Below are 19,693 nucleotides of genomic sequence, written 5' to 3'. Positions count from 1 at the left end.
TCGACACTTACGCGCGGGCGTGGCGAGCTGTATGATGGTGTGAGGGTCAGGCGGCTTGCTGATCGTCGGGATTGCCGGCTTGGCGCAGAAGCTTCCATTCCCAAGGGAGCAGTTCGTGCAGACGCGAAGCAGGAAGATCGGCGATACGGGCCAGGACGTCGGCGAGCCAGGCCTTGGGATCGACGTCATTCAGGCGACAGGTCGTGATCATCGTCAGCATGATGGCGGCCCGGTCGGCGCCGCGCATGCTCCCGGCGACCGTCCAGTTGCGCCTTCCCAGGGCGATGCCGCGCAACGCTCTTTCGGCGGCGTTGTTGCTGAGGCAGATCCTGCCATCGTCGAGGAAGCGGGCAAAGTCGGCCCAGCGCCTGAGCATGTAATTCATGAGCTTTAGGACCTCGGAGGAGCGCGAGAGGGTTTCTCGCTCGCGGAGTAGCCAGCCGTGCATGTCGTCGAGCAGCGGCTTGCTTCTTTCCTGGCGCACAATACGCCGCTCGTCGGCGCTGCGGCCGTTGATGGCGAGCTCGATCTCGAACAGGGCGTCAAGACGCCTGACCGCCTCCAGCGCGATCGGGGAGATCGGTTTGCCTTTCTGTCCGTCCCGAGCGGTTTTCTCGATGTCGGCCAGCTCGAAGAAGCCCCGCCGCGCATGGGCGAAGCAAAATGCCGGCGTGATCGGCATCGCTTTCCTTTGCGGGTCGAACAACGGGTCGAAGCCGCTATAGCAATCGGCTTGCAGGATGCCCGCGAAGGCGGCCAGATGCTTCTGGGGATGCTCGCCCCGTCGATCGCTCGAGGCGTAATAGACCGCAGCCGGCGGCGCTGGCCCACCGTAGGGCCGGTCATCCCGCACATAGGTCCAGATCCGGCCGGTCGTGCACTTGCCCTTCGCCAGGATGCGGATGGTGGTGTCGTCGCCATGAAGGCGCTCGGCTGCGAGTACATGACGCTCTATCAGCTGGAAGAGCGGCATGACGGCGAAGGTTCCGTGGCCGACCTGGTCAGCGAGCGTCGACAACGGCAGGTCGATCCTCTCGCACTTGAAGCGCGCGCTCTGGCGATTGAGCGGGATATGCATGCCGAACTTGTCGAACAGAATCGTCGCCAGCAATTGTGGGCCGATGAAGCCGCGCGGCGTCGCATGGAACGGTGCCGGCGGCTGGCTGATCTTCTCGCAATCGCGGCAGGTGAACTTCTCGCGTACCGTCTCGATGACCTTAAAGCGACGCGGAATCTCCTCCAGCGTCTTGGTCACATCCTCGCCGACCTTCGCCAACCGCGATCCACCGCAGCAGGCGCAGGTCGTTGGAGCCTCGATGACGACGCGCTCACGTTCGATGTCGTCCGGCCACGGCTTGCGCACCGGCCGCTTGCGCGTGAAGGCGCTCAGGCTCTGGGTTTTTGCCGCGGCAGCCTGCGCAGCCAGCTCATTCTCGGTCGCCGTGGTGGCGAGTTCTTCGAGCTCCAATTCCAACTGCTCAAGTAGCCGCGCCGTGCGCTCGGAGCGCTGCCCGTGCAGTTCGCGTTTGAGCTTCTCGATCCGTAGCTCAAGATGAGCGATCAGCACTTCGCTGTCCGACAGCTCCGCCCGCGCGTTGGCGGCATCCGCGACCGCCACATCGCGTTCAGCCTGCAACGCCTCGCGCTCGGCCAGCAGCGCAAGGTAGGCGCTCGCGAGATCCGACGGAAGATCGCTCGGCTTCGATGTCATGAAGCAATTGAATCAGATCGAGCATCAGATTCAAACCCAAAACGATTATCCGACCCGCATCGGACGCTGGGTTGCTTGCGGATTGCGCCAATCGATCCCGAATCATCTCCTGAGGTAGTCGAGGTTAAGGATCCCCACCATCCTTTGTGGGGTCGCTCATATCGAGTGATCAGGAAGATCGGCCAGCGAGGTCGAGGCATTCCTGCTTCGTATGAAGTTGAGTATCGCGCAGGAAGCAGCGCCAGCGAGATCGTTACCGCTTCACCGGCAACCGATGGCCAGATAAACTTTCCTCTCTCGAGTTTTTTTGTGAACAAGCAGGCTCCTGACCACCGTGCCAGATCACCTTCACAAGATCGCTGCGGCGACCGCGGAAGACAAACAAATGACCGCTGAGTGGGTCCTTGCGCAGCGCCTCCTGCACCTGGAGTGCTAACGACGGAAAGCCTCGGCGCATGTCCGTGTAGCCTGTCGCGAGCCACACTCGCGCGCCCGTCGGAACCGGGATCATCGGCGGACCAAAGCATCGAGAACACGACGTAGCGCGTCTCCATCAGCGTCGCCATCGACCCGGATGCGGTGCCCGGTACCAAGATCAATCTCAATGATGCCCTGGCTCTTCCCTCGACGCGCCGCCGTCGTCGTCAATGGCGCTTCGGCCACCTCCCGCGGCGGCACAGACGATCCAATCTCGACCGGAACGAACGGCGCTATACTCGCTTCAGCGTGCTTGCAAAGCTCCTTGCGCCACCTGAACAGCTGGCTCGCATGAAGCCCGGCCACGCGAGCCACCTCGGAAACACTGGCGCCGGGCTCGAGCGATGCTGCAACAAGCCGTTCTTTCTCATCCTGCGACCACCGGCGCCGCCGCTCGACCGATGTGATCACCTCCGCCCTCAAAATCGTCATAGCGCTTCTCCAGGATTACCCCTAAGACCTGCAGCGATCGCGTTTGTCAAACAAGACGGCCTTTCGCCGAGGGATACTGCTGATGTGAATATTGAAGCGTTGGATCGGATTAGTCGCTTGGCGGGTGCGGAGCCGGAAACTCGCATAGCGAGTACGTCGGGCTCAGCTTCTTCCATGAAAGCCACGATCTTGGCAGTTTGGGATGGAGCTGTCGGCGACCTCGCGCCGCTCCGTCTCGGTCGCTTTGGCATCCGGCGAAAGCGATGGCGATGAAGGCGGAGACGACGCGCCGGCCGCTCTTGCCTGCATGCGCCAGGACGTTGGGCATGAAGTGCACACGCCGCAGCTGCCAGGCGGCTTTTTTTGAACGCCTCGCTAAGAGCCGCTTTGATGCCTTCCCCGGCATCCTCAGGTTCACGCGGCCTAAGCCACTGCGGGCGAGCTTGCGCAAGATCCAGAACGTCTCGGCAGCAAACGGGCCCATGTCTGCGCTGATGTCAATGCCGGTTCAAACCTCTCTAGACATGCCGAAGCAAAACTCTCCAAGCGAGCGGCATCTCGTGATCAGCCGGCTGACTAGTCTAGTTCTGAGTGGTCGACCGCAGCGGCTGTGCTGGTGGCGAATTGACAGAGGCTTTGGAGCGGACGTGCTAGGGCATAAGATCAACGTGCCGTCGATAGCTGGCAGGTTCGCCGATCCTCGTATCTTTCGCATGAGCACGCCGCAAAGGCAGGGCATCAGCCTGCTCCTTGCCAACATCTTCCTGCACTAGATCCTCGATCTCTAGACTCATCAATAGCGTCATCCTCGTGCACGCGGTCGCATCGTGATCGTGCACTATACGGACGACTTCGTCATGGGGTTCGAGAGCAAGGCGGACGCGCGGTAAATGCTCTTGGTCCGCAGGGCGCGGCAAGCCAGCTTCGGCCTAACGCTCCATGAGGTGGATGATCGAGTTTGAGCACCTTGCCCCCGTGCCGCACGAGCACACCGGCTACGATCCCAGAACTATCCAGCAGCCAACAGCTTCCGCCTCCGCTGGCTGGAGCTCGAAATCCTGACGGTTCGGCTGCCAACTCCACGCATCACCTCACGCATGGGTGCGGCGGATATGACGCGGATTGCTCTCGGGAAGAGCCGGTTGCGGGGTGTGCTGCAGATGCACACGGAATGAGTTTGCAATGAACAACTTACCGTGGAAGATGAGCGCGGGGCGTGAAGCGGATGCGGTCTTTCGTGTGGAACTGGAGGAACCAGTCCCTGGATGGCAAGGGAGAAGGCAAAGCCGAATGGCCGGGCTACTCGACCACACAGCGGGAGGCAAGCAATCTCCTTGCAGCGTCTATATTTGTTTTCAAGAGGTGCGTGTCCTCGGCTGGCCCCCCCCACAGACGGGGAATCACGGCGACCAGGAGGCCTCTGCGGCTTGACATCGTTCCAGGAACTACTACTCACCCGCCGCTTTGGGCGTGTAGCCAAGAATGGCCTTGGTTTCTAGGTACTCGTGGAGGCCGTAATCACCTCCTTCGCGACCGTTGCCGCTCATCTTGTAGCCGCCGAATGGAGCCGTCGGGTCGAAGCCGTTGCCATTGATCGAGACTTGGCCAACGCGAAGCTTCGAGGCTACGATACGGATCTTGTTAATGTCCGAACCCCAAATATAGGCCGCCAGGCCATACTCGGTGTCATTTCCAATCTTTACCGCCTCGTCGACGCTATCATAGCTGAGGATCGCCACCACTGGCCCGAAAATCTCTTCTTTAGCGATCGTCATATCGTTTCTCACGTTTGCGAAAACGGTGGGCTTTACATAGAAGCCTTTGTCGAGGCCATTTGGACGCCCGAGCCCGCCCGTGACGAGAGTCGCGCCTTCGTCAATCCCAGCCTGGATCAGGCGCTGGATCTTCTCCCACTGGACCTTATTTACCACCGGCCCGATAATGGCGTTGCCGTTCGGATCGCCGACAGTAGTAGCTTCTGCCACCCCCTTGGCGATGATGACGGCCTCTTCCATCTTTTTTGTCGGAACTAGCATGCGGGAAGGTGCGTTGCAGGACTGGCCGGAGTTGCTCATCACCGAGCGCACGCAGTCGCTAACTGCTGTTTCCAAGTTGGCGTCTTCGAGGATAATGTTCGGGCTCTTGCCGCCCAACTCCTGAGCGACGCGCTTAACCGTTGCGGCGGAGTTGCGGGCCACCTCAACCCCCGCACGGGTCGAGCCGGTGAATGAGACCATATCGATGCCGGCATGGCTTGCGATGGCGGCCCCAACATCAGGTCCCGTTCCGTTGATCATGTTGAAAACACCTGGCGGAACACCAGCTGCGTCCATGACTTCGGCCCAGATATGGGCGCTGAACGGCGCTTGTTCGGAGGGCTTGAGCACCATTGTGCAGCCGGTTGCGAGTGCTGGTATCACCTTGTTGATTATCTGGCCAATTGGCCAGTTCCAGGGAGTGATCATGCCGCAGACACCAATCGGCTCCTTGACAATGCGCGTCGCGCCACGGTCCTCCTCAAAGTTGAAAGTCTTCAAAGACTGTATGAACGATGCCGACCTTGACATGCCGGCCGCAAGCTGGATCTGCTGTACCAAACTCGTGGGCGCACCCATTTCCTCGGTCACGGCCTCTGCGATATCGTCGAGGCGCTTCTTATATTCTACTATGATGCGCTGTAGGAGCTCGATTCGCTCTTCTCGCCCGGTCTGAGAATAGGTCGTGAACGCCTTCTTGGCGGCTGCCACAGCCTTGTCGACATCAACGACCGAACCGCCCGAAATGTGGCCGCACACTTCCTCAGTGACGGGGTTGATGACCTCTATCTGCTTGGGCGTCTCCGGGGCAACCCAATGGCCGTCGATGTAGAACTTCAGGTACTCGCGCATGCTGTCTGCTCCTTGAGCCTTCCGAGCTCCAGTGATCTACAATGGTCTCGGAAGCGCGCATATTGGGGGTGACGTTCAAAGGAGGCTTAGCGGACCGTAACGTTTTCCTCCACTACGGGGCCGGCCATTCGCGCACCAGCGCGGGCGATCAGTATAAAGAGGCTTCGATGCCCAAAGGCCGCGAAAATCGGCGCATCGTTGCAGAAATTGCGCAAATGAAATGTCCTCAGTTTCCGAAACATGCGTTTTTGACTAACGCCGGGGGGCATGCCGATCAACTGCATGAAGCGGCGAAGCTTGCGATCGGGACGCCACAATCGCTATTTCGAGCCAGTAGTGTTGAAGGCAGGCATGAAGGCGGCCATCAAGAGTGGCCGCGATTCCGATACGGTGCGATCCTCCTAAATCGCGCCTTGCACGCCTCGTAGCACGGTCCGGCTACGCCCCCCGCGCGAGACGCCCGGCGGCATCCTCTCATCCAGGTTGACACGGCCCTCCTTCCGGCGCCGTGCGGCAACTCAGCGAGAGGTCAGATGATCGTACACCGATCATCTGTGGCTCGACGTCGCATTCTTGGCTGCAATCCATCGCAACAATGGGAGCTTCCGGGACGCTCATCACTGAAGAACTTAAGAGTCAGAGCGAGCTCCGACACGACCTTACGCACCATGCGTCCAAGCCGATCGACGATCCGAGCGGTCTAATCGACGTGTGTAGTTGCGCCAGTGCGCCCGTTCGCGGCCGTGCGAGACTGCGGTGGATTCCATCCAGAGCGCCTCAAAGCGGTAAGAACAGGCTCCCTAAAGCACCTTTCTTTTCACGGTCGCACTGGCGACGAGGACTGACACATTCCCTCCATGGTCGGTGACGAAATTCGTCATAGAGCGCGCGGGAGCGCTGGATTTGAGCGGGAACGCACGGTTCATCGCATTAATCAATATCGAGATATGGCTATAGTCTTAATCTGTAGGTCAAGCGTGCTTAGCCAACAGTGCTAGAGGGAGCGGCCTTTATGCCAAAAATCTTATCGTCGGCTCAAATTGAAGGTTTTCGCAAGCATGGCTACGTCCCACGCATCCGCGTAATCTCAACTGAGCGCGCGGCTGCGATCAGGCGGCGGATTGAGGAATTCGAGAGAAGTCCCGATGGTCCGCTCAGTGGGCCTCTCCTAAAAAGACCTCATTTGCTCTTCGCCTGCCTGAACGAGCTGGTTCGTGAGGAGCGGATAGTTGATGCCATCGAAGATTTGTACGGCGAGAATCTGTTGGTCTGGGGTAGTGATCTTTTCATTAAGGAGCCTAGTGACCCAGCCTTCGTGTCTTGGCATCAAGACTCGACGTATTGGGGACTTTCTAGTCCCGACGTTGTTACCGCGTGGGTCGCGCTTTCAGAAAGTAACAAGGCTAATGGAGCTCTCGAGGTCATTCCTGGCACGCACCTCAAAGACCAGCTTCCTCACCGCGACACCTTTGCGACGGACAATATGTTGTCCCGAGGACAGGAGATTGCTGTCGAGGTCGATCCGGGCTCATCTCAGGTGCTTGAATTGGAGCCGGGCGAAATGTCGTTGCACCACGTTCGCTTGGTCCACGGCTCGCCGCCGAACCGATCTAAGACCCAGCGTCGGATCGGGTTCGCCATTCGCTACATACCAACCTACGTTCGTCCGGTCGATCGTGAGAGCGCGGTGGTGCAAGTGGCGTCCCTGGTGCGTGGAGTTGATAGTTTCCGCGAGTTTGAGCATGAACCAATTCCATCGTGTGATATGGATCCCAAGTGTGTATCTTACCATAAGGTGCATGTGAAAATTTGAAAAAAATGGTCTTAGGCGCGGTGCTGCTGCCTAGCGTGCGCCGTTGCCGCCACGAAAAGAGTGTTGGTTGTGAGCCGATTGATCTAACGCATCCGTCTGAGCGAACGACGTAAAATCTGTCAGAGTCGCTTCATGTCTCGGTTCTCGAAAGGTGATAGTTCGTCCCGAATCGTACTCAACGGATTGGGGCGCGGTTTCCGCGGATCGCGCGCAGTCTAATTTCCAACATGAACGGAGCATTTCTGCTTTTCCAGCGACGCATCGTATAACGCGAAGACTAAGTGTGGACCGGTGCGTGCGGCGGTGGGGCAGTTCTGATTTTCTTATTATCAACTCTGAAGGAAAGCCGTGAAGTTCGAAGCCGCAGTCCTCTCCGAATCGCGCGCGCCACTCGCGATCGAATTATTAGAGCTCGCCTCCCTTTCTGACACCGACGTTTTGGTGCGTGTGAAAGCAACAAGTCTCTGCCATACCGACCTCGAGGCGACCCAGGGAGATCTTGGAACGCTGCTGCCCTTCGTGCCTGGCCATGAGGCGGCAGGTGTGATCGAGTGGACGGGCAAGTCCGTCTCGCAGGTGCAGATCGGCGACCACGTGGTGACCTCGTGGAATCCGCATTGCGGCGAGTGCTTCTATTGCACTCGGCGTCAGCCGATCCTGTGCGAGCCGTATCGAGCTGGTTTCACGAAATCGTATCACTTCGATGGTCGTCCACGCCTGAAGCGCGTAGGCGGCCAACCAGTGCACCAGTTGGCCTATTTGGGCAGTTTTGCCGAATTGTGCGTTGTAGATCAGCGCTGCGCCGTGAAGGTGTCGCGCGATATTCCATTCAGTCGGGCCTGTCTCATCGGCTGCGGCGTGATGACCGGCGTTGGCGCAGCCATGCATATCGCCCAGATTGAGAAAGGCGCGACAGTGACTGTGATCGGCTGCGGGGCAGTCGGTTTGTCAGCGGTGCAAGGCGCTCGGCTCGCAGGTGCATCTCGCGTGATCGCGGTCGACCGCCAGCGTGAGAAGCTCAATATTGCCGCGGTTCTCGGCGCGACACATACGCTGCTTGCCGATGATACGCTCGAGGCTTCACACACTGAACTTACCCGTGGGCGAGGCGCCGATTGTGTGATCGAGGCAGCGGGCAATCACGCGGCATTTCGCGCGAGCGTCGAGATGGTACGGCCCGGCGGCCAAGTCGTCTGGCTCGGTAAACTGCGGGGGGATGAAGAGATGACGTTCCGCTGGGGTTCGCTCATGGGCGAAAAGCGTATCATAAGGTCGAGCTACGGCGGTGCGGATCCCTGGCGCGACTTTCCGCTGCTCGCGAACGCTTATCTTGATGGAGCGCTTAAACTCGATGAGTACATCACGTCGACAATTACGCTCGAAGAGGTCAATGTCGGACTTTCGCGGCTGGCTGCCGGCGATGACATCCGCGCGGTGATCGAGTTTTGAATGACGCGTTCGTCGCTCGCGCAGCTGGATCGACGCGCAGCATCATAGCGCCTCGCTCGGGCGCTTGCGGCTTGAATCTGGCGAGGGGATCGAAGACCTACGTGTCTCGTACGTGGTGCACAGTTCGCTATGCGATCGTGGAAGCCGGTTATCTTTGGTTGTACGCGAACGGCAGCCCGCATCAGTGGTTGGATTTTCTGATCGGCGCGGGTGAGCGCTCGAGCTGTGGTGTCACACCATCGTTATCGTCGATGCGCTGGGTAACGGGACTGTTCGGATCGCCATCGAATTCACGGACACCGCCGCGCGAGAGCCTCCCGGATCCACGATCGGCGACATGTTGGCGACTCTACGCATGCTCGCTTCGCGTCTGCGAAACGATACGGCGCGTGCGATCGCCGGCACCCGGATGGGTGTCATGCAGGCGCTGCAAGGCGACAGCGATACGCTCGCGTGGCTTGCTAAGTAGACGCGCCCGTTGGTCCGCCCAAAGACACGATCCTGGATTTACTAGTCACGTGAATCTAAAGTTCGCCACATAAAGTCTGCTGAGCTTTGTGACAGAAGCGTTTGACGGAAGCCAAAATCTGGTCTGCGGACTTGGTCCATTTGAAGGGCTTGGGATTTTTGTTGTGCAGGTCGATGAAGGTACGGATGTCGGCCTCGAGCTGCCTGACGGAGGTGTGAACACCTCGCTGGATCTGCTTTCTGGTGAGCTCAGCGAACCAGCGCTCGACCTGATTGATCCATGACGCGGAAGTCGGCGTGAAGTGGATATGATAATGCGGCCGGCGGGCGAGCCACGCTTTGATCTTGGGTGTCTTGTGGGTGGCGTAATTGTCCATGACGATATGGACATCGAGCCCTTCAGGGACTTGAGCGTCGATCTCTTTGAGGAACTTCAAGAACTCGACCGCCCGGTGACGCTTGTAGCATTTGCCGATGACAAACCCCGAGGCGACATCAAGTGCAGCAAGCAGCGTGGTCGTGCCATGCCGCACATAGCTGTGCGTGCGACGTTCCGGTACGCCAGGCATCATTGGCAAGACCGGCTGCTCGCGATCGAGTGCCTGAATCTGACTTTTCTCATCGATGCTGAGGACAAGGGCTCGGTTCGGCGGGGACAGATAAAGGCCGACGATGTCGCGTACCTTGTCGACGAACAGCGGATCGCTCGATAACTTGAATGTCTGGCTACGGTGCGGCTGCAAGCCGAACGCCGCCCACATTCGGCGGATCGTGGTGTGGGAAAAGCCGGTTTCCGCAGCCATCGAGCGGATCGACCAGTGCGTCGCATCGGCTGGCGTCGTCCGCAACCTCCGCTCGATCACCGCGGCAACCTGATCGTCGTTGATGGTTCGAGGGCGACCAGGGCGGGCCTCGTCAAGCAGGCCGTCACAGCGATCCTTCAAAAATCGGCGACGCCACTTCCCAACGGTGTGTTCGTGGAGGTCGAGTTCGGCAGCCACAGACTTGCTTGGCAAGCCATCCGCACATCGCAGGATCGCGCGGCATCGCTCAGATAGCGACCGGGCAACGCGATGACGACGAACTTGCCTCTCCAGGTACGTCCGCTCCTGCTGGCTCAGCACTAACGGCGCAATCGGCCGGCCTCTCATACCTGCATTCGCCACAAGCGCTCTCCTCTACAGAGATTCGAGCTATCAACTAATGCGACGAACTTGCGTTCCAGATGACTAGTTCTACGCGTACGATAAGCACGATCTCGACACATCGCCCGCTTCGGTGGCAACATGCAAGGGCGCTCGCATCGGTTCGCGAGCGTAACCTCGTCGCCGTGCCGTTGTTGCTCTTCTAAAATCCGGTGGAACCCGGAGGGCGGACCGCGCGGTAGATCACGCGCGCAGAGCTCCTGCGCCTGACATTCGACGGCGGCTAGCTAATCGGGTCGGAGTCGCAGAGCGTCGTGCTGCTGAATGACGCGGTGGCGTGCTAACCAGACCAATCGACGGCACGGCGCCATGAAGTGCCCATATCGGCGGCCACAGCAAGATGAATCTCTGCGCACACCGTTGCCACTCCGCTGGTCGCCGTAGGAATTAGGAAAGCGACGGCACCCGTAGGGTCATCGGCGAGCGCACAGGCGACATCCAAGGAGCTACCCACGGAACCAAAGGTCCTTGCCGCGCAATTGAGCTTCTGATGCAAATCCTCGCGCTCAGCGGAGCGGGCGCAGGATTTCAGCGAACCCGAGGGGCACATCAGTGAAATTCAATCCAAGGCGCCCGGTAATATTTCCGAAGCAAAAAAAAAGCTTGTGTCGAGCCCAAGGTTGCAAAACCAAGGGTCGTTGGGAAGGATACGCCGTTGATCAACCCCGAATCCCTCGTGCCTGCCTATTCCTACGATACCAACCGTGGACTTAACAAGCTCCAATCCGTCAAAAAAGAACATGGTGGTCTGCTAGCTAGCGGCGCCGCAGTAGCAGGAGAAGCGCTGGCACCAGAGGGAGGGTCGATGCCAGGCTCGAACAATGGCCTTGTAAAGTTTTCTAACATCCAGAAGACCTACGATGGCGAAACGCTGGTCGTTAAGGATCTCAATCTGGACATCGGTCGGGGTGAGTTTCTAACCATGCTCGGGCCCTCCGGTTCCGGCAAGACCACGACCCTTATGATGCTCGCCGGCTTCGAGGCGCCCACCCATGGCCTGATTCTTGTGGAGGGGCGCTCGATCGACAACGTGCCCCCGCACAAGCGCAATATCGGCATGGTGTTCCAGAACTACGCGCTTTTTCCGCATATGACCGTGGAGGAGAATCTCGCCTTTCCGCTTAGGGTCCGACAGCTCGGCAAGGCCGAGAGCGAAGCTAGAATCAGGCGGGCGCTCGACATGGTCCAGCTCGGCGCCTATGGCAAGCGCCGGCCTGCTCAGCTTTCTGGCGGCCAGCAGCAGCGCGTTGCACTTGCCCGCGCCCTCGTCTTTGATCCCAAGCTGGTGCTGATGGACGAGCCGCTCGGCGCGCTGGACAAGCAGCTGCGCGAGCAAATGCAGCTCGAGATCAAGCATATCCACGAGCATCTCGGTGTCACCGTGGTGTATGTAACGCACGACCAAGGCGAGGCGTTGACCATGTCGAACCGCATAGCGGTCTTCAACGACGGGGTCATCCAGCAGCTTGCCTCGCCTGCCGAGCTGTACGAGCGACCCCAGAATGCCTTCGTCGCCCAATTCATTGGTGAGAACAATCGGCTGCATGGCAAGGTCGTGGCGATGAGCGGTGCGACCTGCAAGGTTGAGATTACAGGGGCGGGCACCGTGCAGGCGCTGGCAATCAATGTCCAGGCGGTCGGTCGGTCGACGGTGCTATCACTGCGGCCAGAGCGAGTGAAACTGAACCCGACGCCGGGGTCGCTGCCCAATGTCTTCAGCGCGCAGGTCGCGGAAGTGATCTATCTGGGCGACCACAAGCGTGTTCGGGTTTCGGTCTGCGGTCATGATGACTTTGTGGTCAAGCTGCCGAATTCGGAATGCATGGCGCAGGTCGAGCCCGGTGCTGCGATCACCATCGGCTGGAAAACGGAGGATTGTCGGGCACTCGACGCGCCGTGACGACGACCGAGCTTCACCGCGAGCACGTTCGCAAAATACGACGGCGAGGAAGTGCACCGCGGAGGGCTCGAGGCCTCTCCGGGCCGATCGACGAGAAGAGGAATTGAGCTCAATGGCAATAGCGGCGGTCCAGGCTATCGATGGCCACCATGGAATTCCCCTGCGGGTCATGCTGCAGCGTGTCGAACGCCGACGCAAGGCGCGGGCTTTCATGCTCGTCCTTCCGCTCCTCGCGTTCATCCTGATCACTTTCGTCGTGCCGATCGGGCGAATGATCTTCAACGCGGTCCATGACGACGTCCTTCTGACCCGGATGCCGAGAACAATGGTCGATCTCGGGAGTTGGGACGGCAAGGATCTGCCCGGCGAAGCGGCCTATGCCGCCTTGGCAGCCGATCTCAAGGACGCAGAGAAACAGAAGACCGTCACTCAGATTGGTGCCCGGATCAACTACGAGTTTCCTGGAGCCATTAGCCAAGTGACATTGAGCGCCAGCAAGATTAGCGAATTCACATCCGGCCCCTACAAGGCCGCGCTGATCGGGATCAGCCCGCTCTGGGGACGGCACGATGTCTGGAGCATGCTAAGACGCGGCACCTCCGCCTACACGGCCTATTACCTCCTTCGGTCGGTCGACCACCAGTATGGACCCGACAGCCAGATCGTGGCCTCGCCTCGTGACACCGCCGTCTTCCAGAACATGTTCGTGCGCACGATCGGTATCAGTCTTGGCGTCACAACGCTGTCCCTGCTCCTGAGCTTCCCCGTCGCCTACCTTCTCGCCTCATTGCCCCTCCGGACCAGCAATCTGCTGATGATCCTGGTCCTTCTGCCGCTTTGGACATCGGTGCTCGTGCGCACCACGGCTTGGGTCGTCCTTTTGCAGCAGCACGGCGTCTTCAACGAAATCCTGATGGCGCTGCATCTGATCTCGGAGCCTGCGGAGCTCATTTACAACCGGGGCGGCACCGTCGTCGCCATGACCCACATTCAGATTCCCTTCATGCTCCTGCCGATCTACAGCGTGATGAGGAGCATTCCGTCCAGCCATGTCCGCGCTGCGCGCTCGCTCGGAGCCGGCCCGTTCTACGCCTTCTGGAAAGTCTATTTCCCGCAGACGCTGCCGGGCATCGCCGCCGGTTGCCTCCTGAGCTTCATCATGTGCCTGGGCTACTACATCACGCCGGCGCTCGTCGGCGGACCGTCAGACCAGATGGTGAGCTACTTCGTCGCCCTGTACACGAACGAAGAACTCAACTGGGGCATGGCTTCGGCCCTCGGGGCCATCCTGCTCACGGCGACGCTCCTGCTCTACTACGCCTTCAATAAACAGTTCGGCGTCGACCGAATCAAGATGGGGTGAGAACGATGTCGGTATCCGCCTATGCCTCCCCTATCGAGAAGGTCTGGTACTACCTTCATCGACTGTTCGCCGCAGCGGTGTTGTTGTTCCTGATCGCGCCCATTCTCGCGATAGTGCCGCTCTCGTTCAATTCGGCGCAGTTCTTCACCTATCCGATGCCGTCGTTGTCGCTGCGTTGGTATCAGGAGTTCTTCTTCACCAATCGGTGGCAGGGTGCGCTGCTCAATTCGATCTTCGTCGCCTCATCGGTAACCCTGCTGTCGATCGTCTTGGGCACGCTGGCCGCACTTGGGCTCAGCCGGCCAAACTTTCCCTTTCGAACAGCAATCACCGGCCTTCTAATCTTTCCCATGATCGTGCCGTTAGTGATCACAGCCGTCGGTATGTACTTCTTTTTTGCCGATGTGGGATTGTTGAACTCATTCACCGGACTGATCCTCGCTCACACGACGCTGGCGACTCCGTTCGTCGTCATCACCGTGACCGCGACGCTGAAGGGGTTCGATCATTCACTCACGCGCGCAGCAGCAAGCCTAGGTGCGACGCCGGTAACGGCGTTCTGCAAGGTCACCCTGCCGCTGATCCTGCCCGGCATCAACTCCGGCGCGCTCTTCGCTTTCATCACCTCGTTTGACGAGGTTGTGGTAGCGCTCTTCGTTGCGGGCCCCGAGCAGCGGACGCTGCCCAAGGTCATGTTCTCGGGGATCCGGGAAGAAATCAGTCCCACCATCACCGCCGCCGCGACCGTGCTGATCCTGATCGCCGTCGCGATGCTGCTCACCATCGAACTCTTGCGCCGCCGCTCGGAGAGGCTGCGCGGCATTCGCGAAACATGATGGCTGCGCCACGGCACGAGCACGTCACTTCTAATACCCGAAAAGGGATTTACCTTTATAACACCCAGAGAAGAGCGCATACCGCAGGCCCGGCGCGGTGTGCATCGGGACGGGCCGGATCGGCGCGATCTTGCCGCGCTTTTTCACGCGCGCCGTCTCGACGTGATCGCGAGCGGGTGACGATGAAGCGCAGGCTCTACGCTGAGATCGAACCGCATAGGCCCGCTAAATGCGGTGATCGTCACGTCTACTTCCGGGTTTCCGTCGCGGAGCTCGAGGCCGACGTCACGAAGTCGCCGCGCCTCCTCGTGGCCGCCTCTTCAACCCGGCTTACGTCGCAAACGGCTTGCACCATCGTGGGGCGCGTCGGTGCCGGGTAAAGCGGCGCTAATAAGACCGGCATTCGCGTCCGTCCGGCACATCTCAAGAGCGATCGGAATTGACGCTCGACGCCCCTGCGGGACTACGCAGAATTTCTGCGAAAAGCGCGAACCTGTCGCAGAACAGCGCCCGCTACGTTGCCGAATTTGCAGCTGCCAACCTGGGTGTTGCTGTTAACTTCCAGCCCTCCCGGAGGCTGTGGGCGCGGAGGGAAAGCACAGGTCGCCTCGCGAGATCGGGTAGCTTTTGTCAACGCCGCACCCCCACCTTGGGCGGCATACGAGGAGAAAGACGATGAGAAAGCTGTTGCGGATCGCCGGCCTGACCGCGGTCGTTTCGATACTGATCAAGCCTGCTGTCGCGGCGGACCAGGTCACGATCACGTCTTGGGGCGGCGCAGCGCAAGCGGCCCAGCGCAAGGTGATTTTCGAGCCCTTCGCGCAGACGACCGGGATCAAGGTCGTCGAAGACGAGTATAGCGGCGAGATTGCCAAGATACGCGCAATGGTTGAGTCTAAGACGGTGAACTGGGACGTGATTAACACCCAATCCAGCACTGCCCTGCTGCTCTGCCGGGAGGGAATGCTGGAGCGGATCGACTGGAAGAAAGTAGGCCTTGAGCGGTCCAGGTTCGTGGGCTCCGACATGAATGACTGCGGCGTGCCGGATATCATCAGTTCCACCGTCTTTGCCTACGATAAGGACAAGCTGCCGAATGGGCCGAGGACCATAGGCGACCTGTTCGACACCAAGAAGTTCCCTGGCAAGCGGGGGCTCTGGAAGAACGCGTACGGCAATATCGAGTGGGCGTTGGCCGCCGACGGCGTCCCCTTCAAAGACGTCTACAACGTTCTCCGTACACCCGAGGGCGTCGACCGCGCGTTCAGAAAACTCGACACGATCAAGAAAGATGTGATCTGGTGGACGTCGGGCGCCCAGCCAGCGCAGCTCCTCGCCGATGGACAGGTCGTCATGACATCAGTGTGGAACAACCGCATCTACGATGCGATCAAGACTTCCGGCAAGAATTTCGGGGTGGTGTGGGATGCGCAGGAGTGGAGTGTGGCCTTCTGGACGATTCCCAAGGGCAGCCCGAAGCTGGACTCCGCCTACAAGTACATTGCCTTTGCCGCCTCGCCCCGGACGCAGGGCAACCTGACTCACGAAATGCCTTGGGGCGCTTCCAACCGAGATGCCGGTCCGTTCGTCGATCCGGCGATGCTGCCGCACCTTGCAAATTCGCCCGAGCACATGCAAACCGGCCTGCCGATCGACCCCACCTTTTGGGCCGAGAAGGGCGATGAGGTGCGCCAACGTTTCAACAACTGGCTCGCGAGGTAAGACTCGGAAAAAGCATCGCGGGGCTTTCGATATCCCGCGTGCCACTTTCGCTAGGGGGGCACGAGTCGAACGCCTGGCGGCGCACTTGGTGCGATCGCGAGGATAATTTCCTACCAATCCTTTTCCTTGCTAGACCAGTGCAACTCACGCGTCCAAAACTGAAAAGAGTCGACTTCAAGGCGCGCCCAGGCATTTCCAAGACGCCATCGCAAATTGCGGATGCAGTGCTGGAGGCTAACGAACTGTCGCGCCGCCAGGCGAGCTTGCGGGACTCGCTGTCGACCAAGCCGGTGAAGCAGCGCGGCTTCGCGGCCCTTGAACTCTTTCGAAAGTGAGCGAGTTTGGAAGATCTCGGTCGCGCAGAGAAGGGTGAAATCCTCGGAAGAGCATAATCTTCCGCCTGTCCGGGACACTCTCCGAGGACTTCGAACGCTGGCCGCTTGTTTTCAATTCGGGGCATAGCTTTCCATACCTTTTCTGAAGACCTGGTACGAGAAAAAGCTGACGAGATGAACAGAGTGGGCTTGCGCAAGAGGCTCATTCGATTTCGCCTGTGCACTCGCTATCGGACGCTCCGTTGTCGCCATCGATATCATACAACAAAGCTCCGAGCGCAGTGGCTTGCGATACGTGACGTCTATCACCCGATCTCATTGCGCTGGCGTTGGCACTAGGCTCTCTGGATGTCGTTTGGGGCTTATGGCCGCCGCGAACAGCGAAAACCAAAAGCGAAGCGTCGGTGCGCTAGGCTTTAGACACGTCTTCCAGCCAATCTTCGTCTTCGCCGAGGTCCCTCGCAACCTGGGTCATGGTGGTGATTGGTGGACCTCGATGGCGTGGGTGGTCGTGGCGCTCGAGCGAAGATCGGTGATGCTGGCGTCCAATTCGAGGCGCTGCGACGGACTGGAACCAAGCGCTGACCCGCTTAGTGCCGAGTTCGATCGCCTTCGCTTCGGCGTCGGCGGCATTGCGGCCGATGTCCTCGACCGTGTATGCAAGAAGATTGAAATTGCGCTGAAGATGGTTCCGTCTAGCAAAGGTTGGCCGGCCGCATTCAATGGTCAACTTGCCCCTCAACGACGCCGTGACGTGACGACTAGAGCAAAATCTGACCGATTTGAATCGGAAGGGATTCCCATGGCGGTTAAATTCTGATTCACCGTGTGTGCTGGACGAGGAGGCCGGCACACATGGTCAAGCCTTTGTCGGAGGATTTGCGGGTCCGGACAGTTCGGGCGGTTGAGGGCGGAATGTCGCGTCGCGCGGCGGCGGAGCGGTTCGGTATCTCGGTTGCGAGCGCAGTGCGGTTTGTCCGGGAATGGCGCGAGAACGGGACGACAAAACCCAAACGGCAGGGCGGCGACCAGCGCTCGCACCGCATCGAAGAGTACCATGATGCGATCATAAGTGCGATCGAAGCCAAGCCGGACATGACACTGGTTGAGATTTCCGAGATGCTCAAATCGGAGTTTGGAGCCTGGTTTGCGCCGAGTTCGATTTGGACGCTTCCTGGACCGTCACGCCATAACCTTCAAAAAAAAGCGCGCACGCAGCAGAGCAGGATAGGCCTGATGTTGCGGCGGCGCGCCAAGCCTGGCGCGAACTCGCGCCGCAACTTGACCCTGACAAGCTGGTCTTCATCGACGAGACCGGCGCGTCGACCAAAATGGCCCGGCTTTACGGCCGCTCAAAACGTGGCCAACGTTGCCACGCCGCGGTCCCTCACGGTCATTGGCTGACCACGACCTTTACCGCTGCCTTACGCTGCACTGCCCTGACTGCGCCGATGACGCTCGACGGACCAATGAACGCGGTCGCTTTCCTCGCCTATGTCGAACAGGTCTTGGCACCTACGCTCAATCCCGAAGACATCCAACCTGCCGGGACACAAAGGTGCTGCCGTCCGGGCCGCAATCGAGGCCCCCGGCGCCAGCCTTCTGCTCCTGCCGCCCTATTCGCCCGATTTTAATCCCATCGAGAACGCCTTTGCCAAATTCAAATCGAGCCTGCGCAAAGCCGCAGCCAGGACTGTCGACACGCTCGAAGCCGCAATCGCCGACGCCTATAGAGCATTCACCCCTGCCGAATGCGCCAACTACTTCAAGGCCGCAGGATACAGTTCAATCTGATCGGACTCTGCTCTAGAAAGCATGCCACGGATTCAAAGACGCAAGCGCATCAAAGGACAGGCAATTGTCCAGCATTGGAAGCCGCACGAAATGAGTTTAACAATGGTTAAATGATCGCGCATCACGTCAGTCATTGCCGCACCACTCGTTTCAGTCATCGTTGCTGGTTGATCAGTCCTCCGAGGCGAATGCGAGGAGGCGACTCCGCCTAACCCAAAGTTACGGACGGTGAATGACGGGCCTCGTTGCAATATTGTCATCGATGATCGCCCCGTGCTTCCCGCTGATCCAGCAGGTCTGGCTCGCACATTTTATGCAATGTGCCGCAACGAAATCGTGGGCGCCCCTACATTGCTGGCGAGATATGCAGCTTTTCTGCAGCTCTATGACCTATGGTCAACGAGCAAGGCGTGCGCAGCGGCCCCACTAGCGGATAGAGTAGGTTCTGTTTACCTCGTCGGATATGCTGCCTACTCCTTCTATGCGCCGACGATGGAATTGTGGCGTTGGACCGCAATGACGATCTTCCTACCGAGAATAACCTCAATTGGAACATTGCCGATGACAACCAAGGTTTTGGGTATACTGGAGTTGGAAACGAAGCCTGTCGAAGCGCCGGGCTTTTTGGCGGGGCCCGGTACCTTCTCATTCCCGGTAAAACGTTTGCATGTGCCTGGCGCATTTACTCGAAATGTCATTGACGGAGATAAATCAGTTGAAAGCGGATATGTGGCGGCCGCCCGCCAACTTGAGCGTGAAGGAGTATCCGCAATCATTGGAAATTGTGGCTTTACCGGGCTGTTTCAAGCCGCCGTGGCCCAGGCGGTTTCGATCCCGGTCGCCCTCTCGAGCCTTTTGCTAGTCCCATTCGTCGCAAGGACTTTGAAACCCGGCGCCAAGGTTGGCCTCCTCACCTATGACGCCATTAAGCTCACCGAAAACCATTTCGCCTGCGCGGGCTGGTCGTCTGCAGACATCAGCGTAGTCTGCGGGGGCATCGAGGGTACGGACGCATGGTATGAGTTTGCCAAGGCGACCCCAAACATTAATGTTCCGATGCTAGTCGACGACGTCAGGACGGCCGCGAGGAAGCTGATAGTTGCAAATCCGGAGATCGGAGCATTCGTCTTCGAGTGCACCGCCTTTCCAGTGGCGGCGGACGCAGTGCGCCGGGACACCGGACTCCAGGTGGCGGACATCGTGACCCTCGGGAACATGTTGCACGCAATGAGTCCGGAAACGCCGCTGCAAGTAGCTAACGCGCGAAAACCGAAATGAGCGTCATCGGTGACCGTGCTGC

General features: G+C 59.3%; 15 protein-coding genes and 1 pseudogene. 11 read left to right on the top strand and 5 right to left on the bottom strand.

Annotated elements, in window-relative coordinates:
* Positions 1-46: 46 nt before the first annotated feature.
* The 3 genes from tnpC to tnpA form a co-directional block, all read right to left on the bottom strand.
* The gene (tnpC, locus tag ACVWY3_RS23765) at positions 47-1,711 is read right to left on the bottom strand and encodes an IS66 family transposase (RefSeq protein WP_456840639.1); all 1,665 of its coding nucleotides are present in this window, start codon (positions 1,709-1,711) and stop codon (positions 47-49) included.
* 253 nt (positions 1,712-1,964) lie between these two features.
* A complete protein-coding gene (gene tnpB, locus ACVWY3_RS23760; protein WP_456840638.1) occupies positions 1,965-2,168 on the bottom strand; it encodes an IS66 family insertion sequence element accessory protein TnpB in 204 nt (67 codons plus the stop codon).
* 50 nt (positions 2,169-2,218) lie between these two features.
* Positions 2,219-2,620, bottom strand: a complete 402-nt coding sequence (tnpA, locus tag ACVWY3_RS23755; protein WP_456840637.1) for an IS66-like element accessory protein TnpA — start codon at positions 2,618-2,620, stop codon at positions 2,219-2,221.
* Positions 2,621-2,883: 263 nt separating this feature from the next.
* Between tnpA and ACVWY3_RS23750 the strand changes: the two genes are divergently transcribed.
* A complete protein-coding gene (locus ACVWY3_RS23750) occupies positions 2,884-3,393 on the top strand; it encodes a hypothetical protein (protein ID WP_456840636.1) in 510 nt (169 codons plus the stop codon).
* 675 nt (positions 3,394-4,068) lie between these two features.
* Here ACVWY3_RS23750 and ACVWY3_RS23745 read toward each other — a convergent pair.
* The gene (locus ACVWY3_RS23745; RefSeq protein ID WP_456840635.1) at positions 4,069-5,508 is read right to left on the bottom strand and encodes an aldehyde dehydrogenase family protein; all 1,440 of its coding nucleotides are present in this window, start codon (positions 5,506-5,508) and stop codon (positions 4,069-4,071) included.
* 41 nt (positions 5,509-5,549) lie between these two features.
* On the opposite strand from ACVWY3_RS23745, the gene ACVWY3_RS23740 reads away from it, so the two are divergent.
* From ACVWY3_RS23740 to ACVWY3_RS23730, 3 genes are all read left to right on the top strand, one after another.
* Positions 5,550-5,936 carry a hypothetical protein gene (locus tag ACVWY3_RS23740; RefSeq protein WP_456840634.1) on the top strand — a complete coding sequence of 129 codons (387 nt, stop codon included), beginning with the start codon at positions 5,550-5,552 and terminating at the stop codon, positions 5,934-5,936.
* Between the two features lie 584 nt (positions 5,937-6,520).
* The gene (locus ACVWY3_RS23735) at positions 6,521-7,321 is read left to right on the top strand and encodes a phytanoyl-CoA dioxygenase family protein (RefSeq protein WP_456840633.1); all 801 of its coding nucleotides are present in this window, start codon (positions 6,521-6,523) and stop codon (positions 7,319-7,321) included.
* Positions 7,322-7,669: 348 nt separating this feature from the next.
* Entirely contained in the window at positions 7,670-8,770 is a 1,101-nt protein-coding gene (locus ACVWY3_RS23730; RefSeq protein WP_456840632.1) for a Zn-dependent alcohol dehydrogenase, read from the top strand.
* A gap of 524 nt (positions 8,771-9,294) precedes the next feature.
* On the opposite strand, the gene ACVWY3_RS23725 is transcribed toward ACVWY3_RS23730, so the two are convergent.
* Positions 9,295-10,404 (bottom strand): IS630 family transposase, encoded by a 1,110-nt coding sequence (locus tag ACVWY3_RS23725; RefSeq protein ID WP_456840631.1) that lies wholly within the window; start codon positions 10,402-10,404, stop codon positions 9,295-9,297.
* Between the two features lie 844 nt (positions 10,405-11,248).
* Here ACVWY3_RS23725 and ACVWY3_RS23720 point away from each other — a divergent pair.
* The 7 genes and pseudogenes from ACVWY3_RS23720 to ACVWY3_RS23690 all read left to right on the top strand — a co-directional run bounded on the left by ACVWY3_RS23720 (position 11,249) and on the right by ACVWY3_RS23690 (position 19,671).
* Positions 11,249-12,343 carry an ABC transporter ATP-binding protein gene (locus tag ACVWY3_RS23720; protein ID WP_456843440.1) on the top strand — a complete coding sequence of 365 codons (1,095 nt, stop codon included), beginning with the start codon at positions 11,249-11,251 and terminating at the stop codon, positions 12,341-12,343.
* A 112-nt stretch (positions 12,344-12,455) separates the two neighbouring features.
* Positions 12,456-13,706, top strand: a complete 1,251-nt coding sequence (locus ACVWY3_RS23715) for an ABC transporter permease (protein ID WP_456840630.1) — start codon at positions 12,456-12,458, stop codon at positions 13,704-13,706.
* Between the two features lie 5 nt (positions 13,707-13,711).
* Positions 13,712-14,542, top strand: coding sequence for an ABC transporter permease (locus ACVWY3_RS23710; RefSeq protein WP_456840629.1), 831 nt, complete (start codon positions 13,712-13,714; stop codon positions 14,540-14,542).
* A gap of 675 nt (positions 14,543-15,217) precedes the next feature.
* Positions 15,218-16,264, top strand: coding sequence for an ABC transporter substrate-binding protein (locus ACVWY3_RS23705; RefSeq protein WP_456840628.1), 1,047 nt, complete (start codon positions 15,218-15,220; stop codon positions 16,262-16,264).
* Positions 16,265-16,963: 699 nt separating this feature from the next.
* Complete coding sequence (locus ACVWY3_RS23700; RefSeq protein ID WP_456840627.1) at positions 16,964-17,419, top strand: hypothetical protein; 456 nt, start codon at positions 16,964-16,966, stop codon at positions 17,417-17,419.
* 35 nt (positions 17,420-17,454) lie between these two features.
* Positions 17,455-18,393, top strand: a pseudogene (locus tag ACVWY3_RS23695) (IS630 family transposase).
* Between the two features lie 561 nt (positions 18,394-18,954).
* On the top strand, positions 18,955-19,671 hold the full coding sequence (locus ACVWY3_RS23690; RefSeq protein ID WP_456840626.1) for a hypothetical protein: 717 nt from the start codon (positions 18,955-18,957) through the stop codon (positions 19,669-19,671).
* The last annotated feature ends 22 nt before the right edge of the window (positions 19,672-19,693 follow it).

Source organism: Bradyrhizobium sp. USDA 4486, assembly GCF_054057995.1.
The sequence above is the reverse complement of the archived record's forward strand: the minus strand, read 5'-3'. Positions and strand labels throughout refer to the sequence as shown.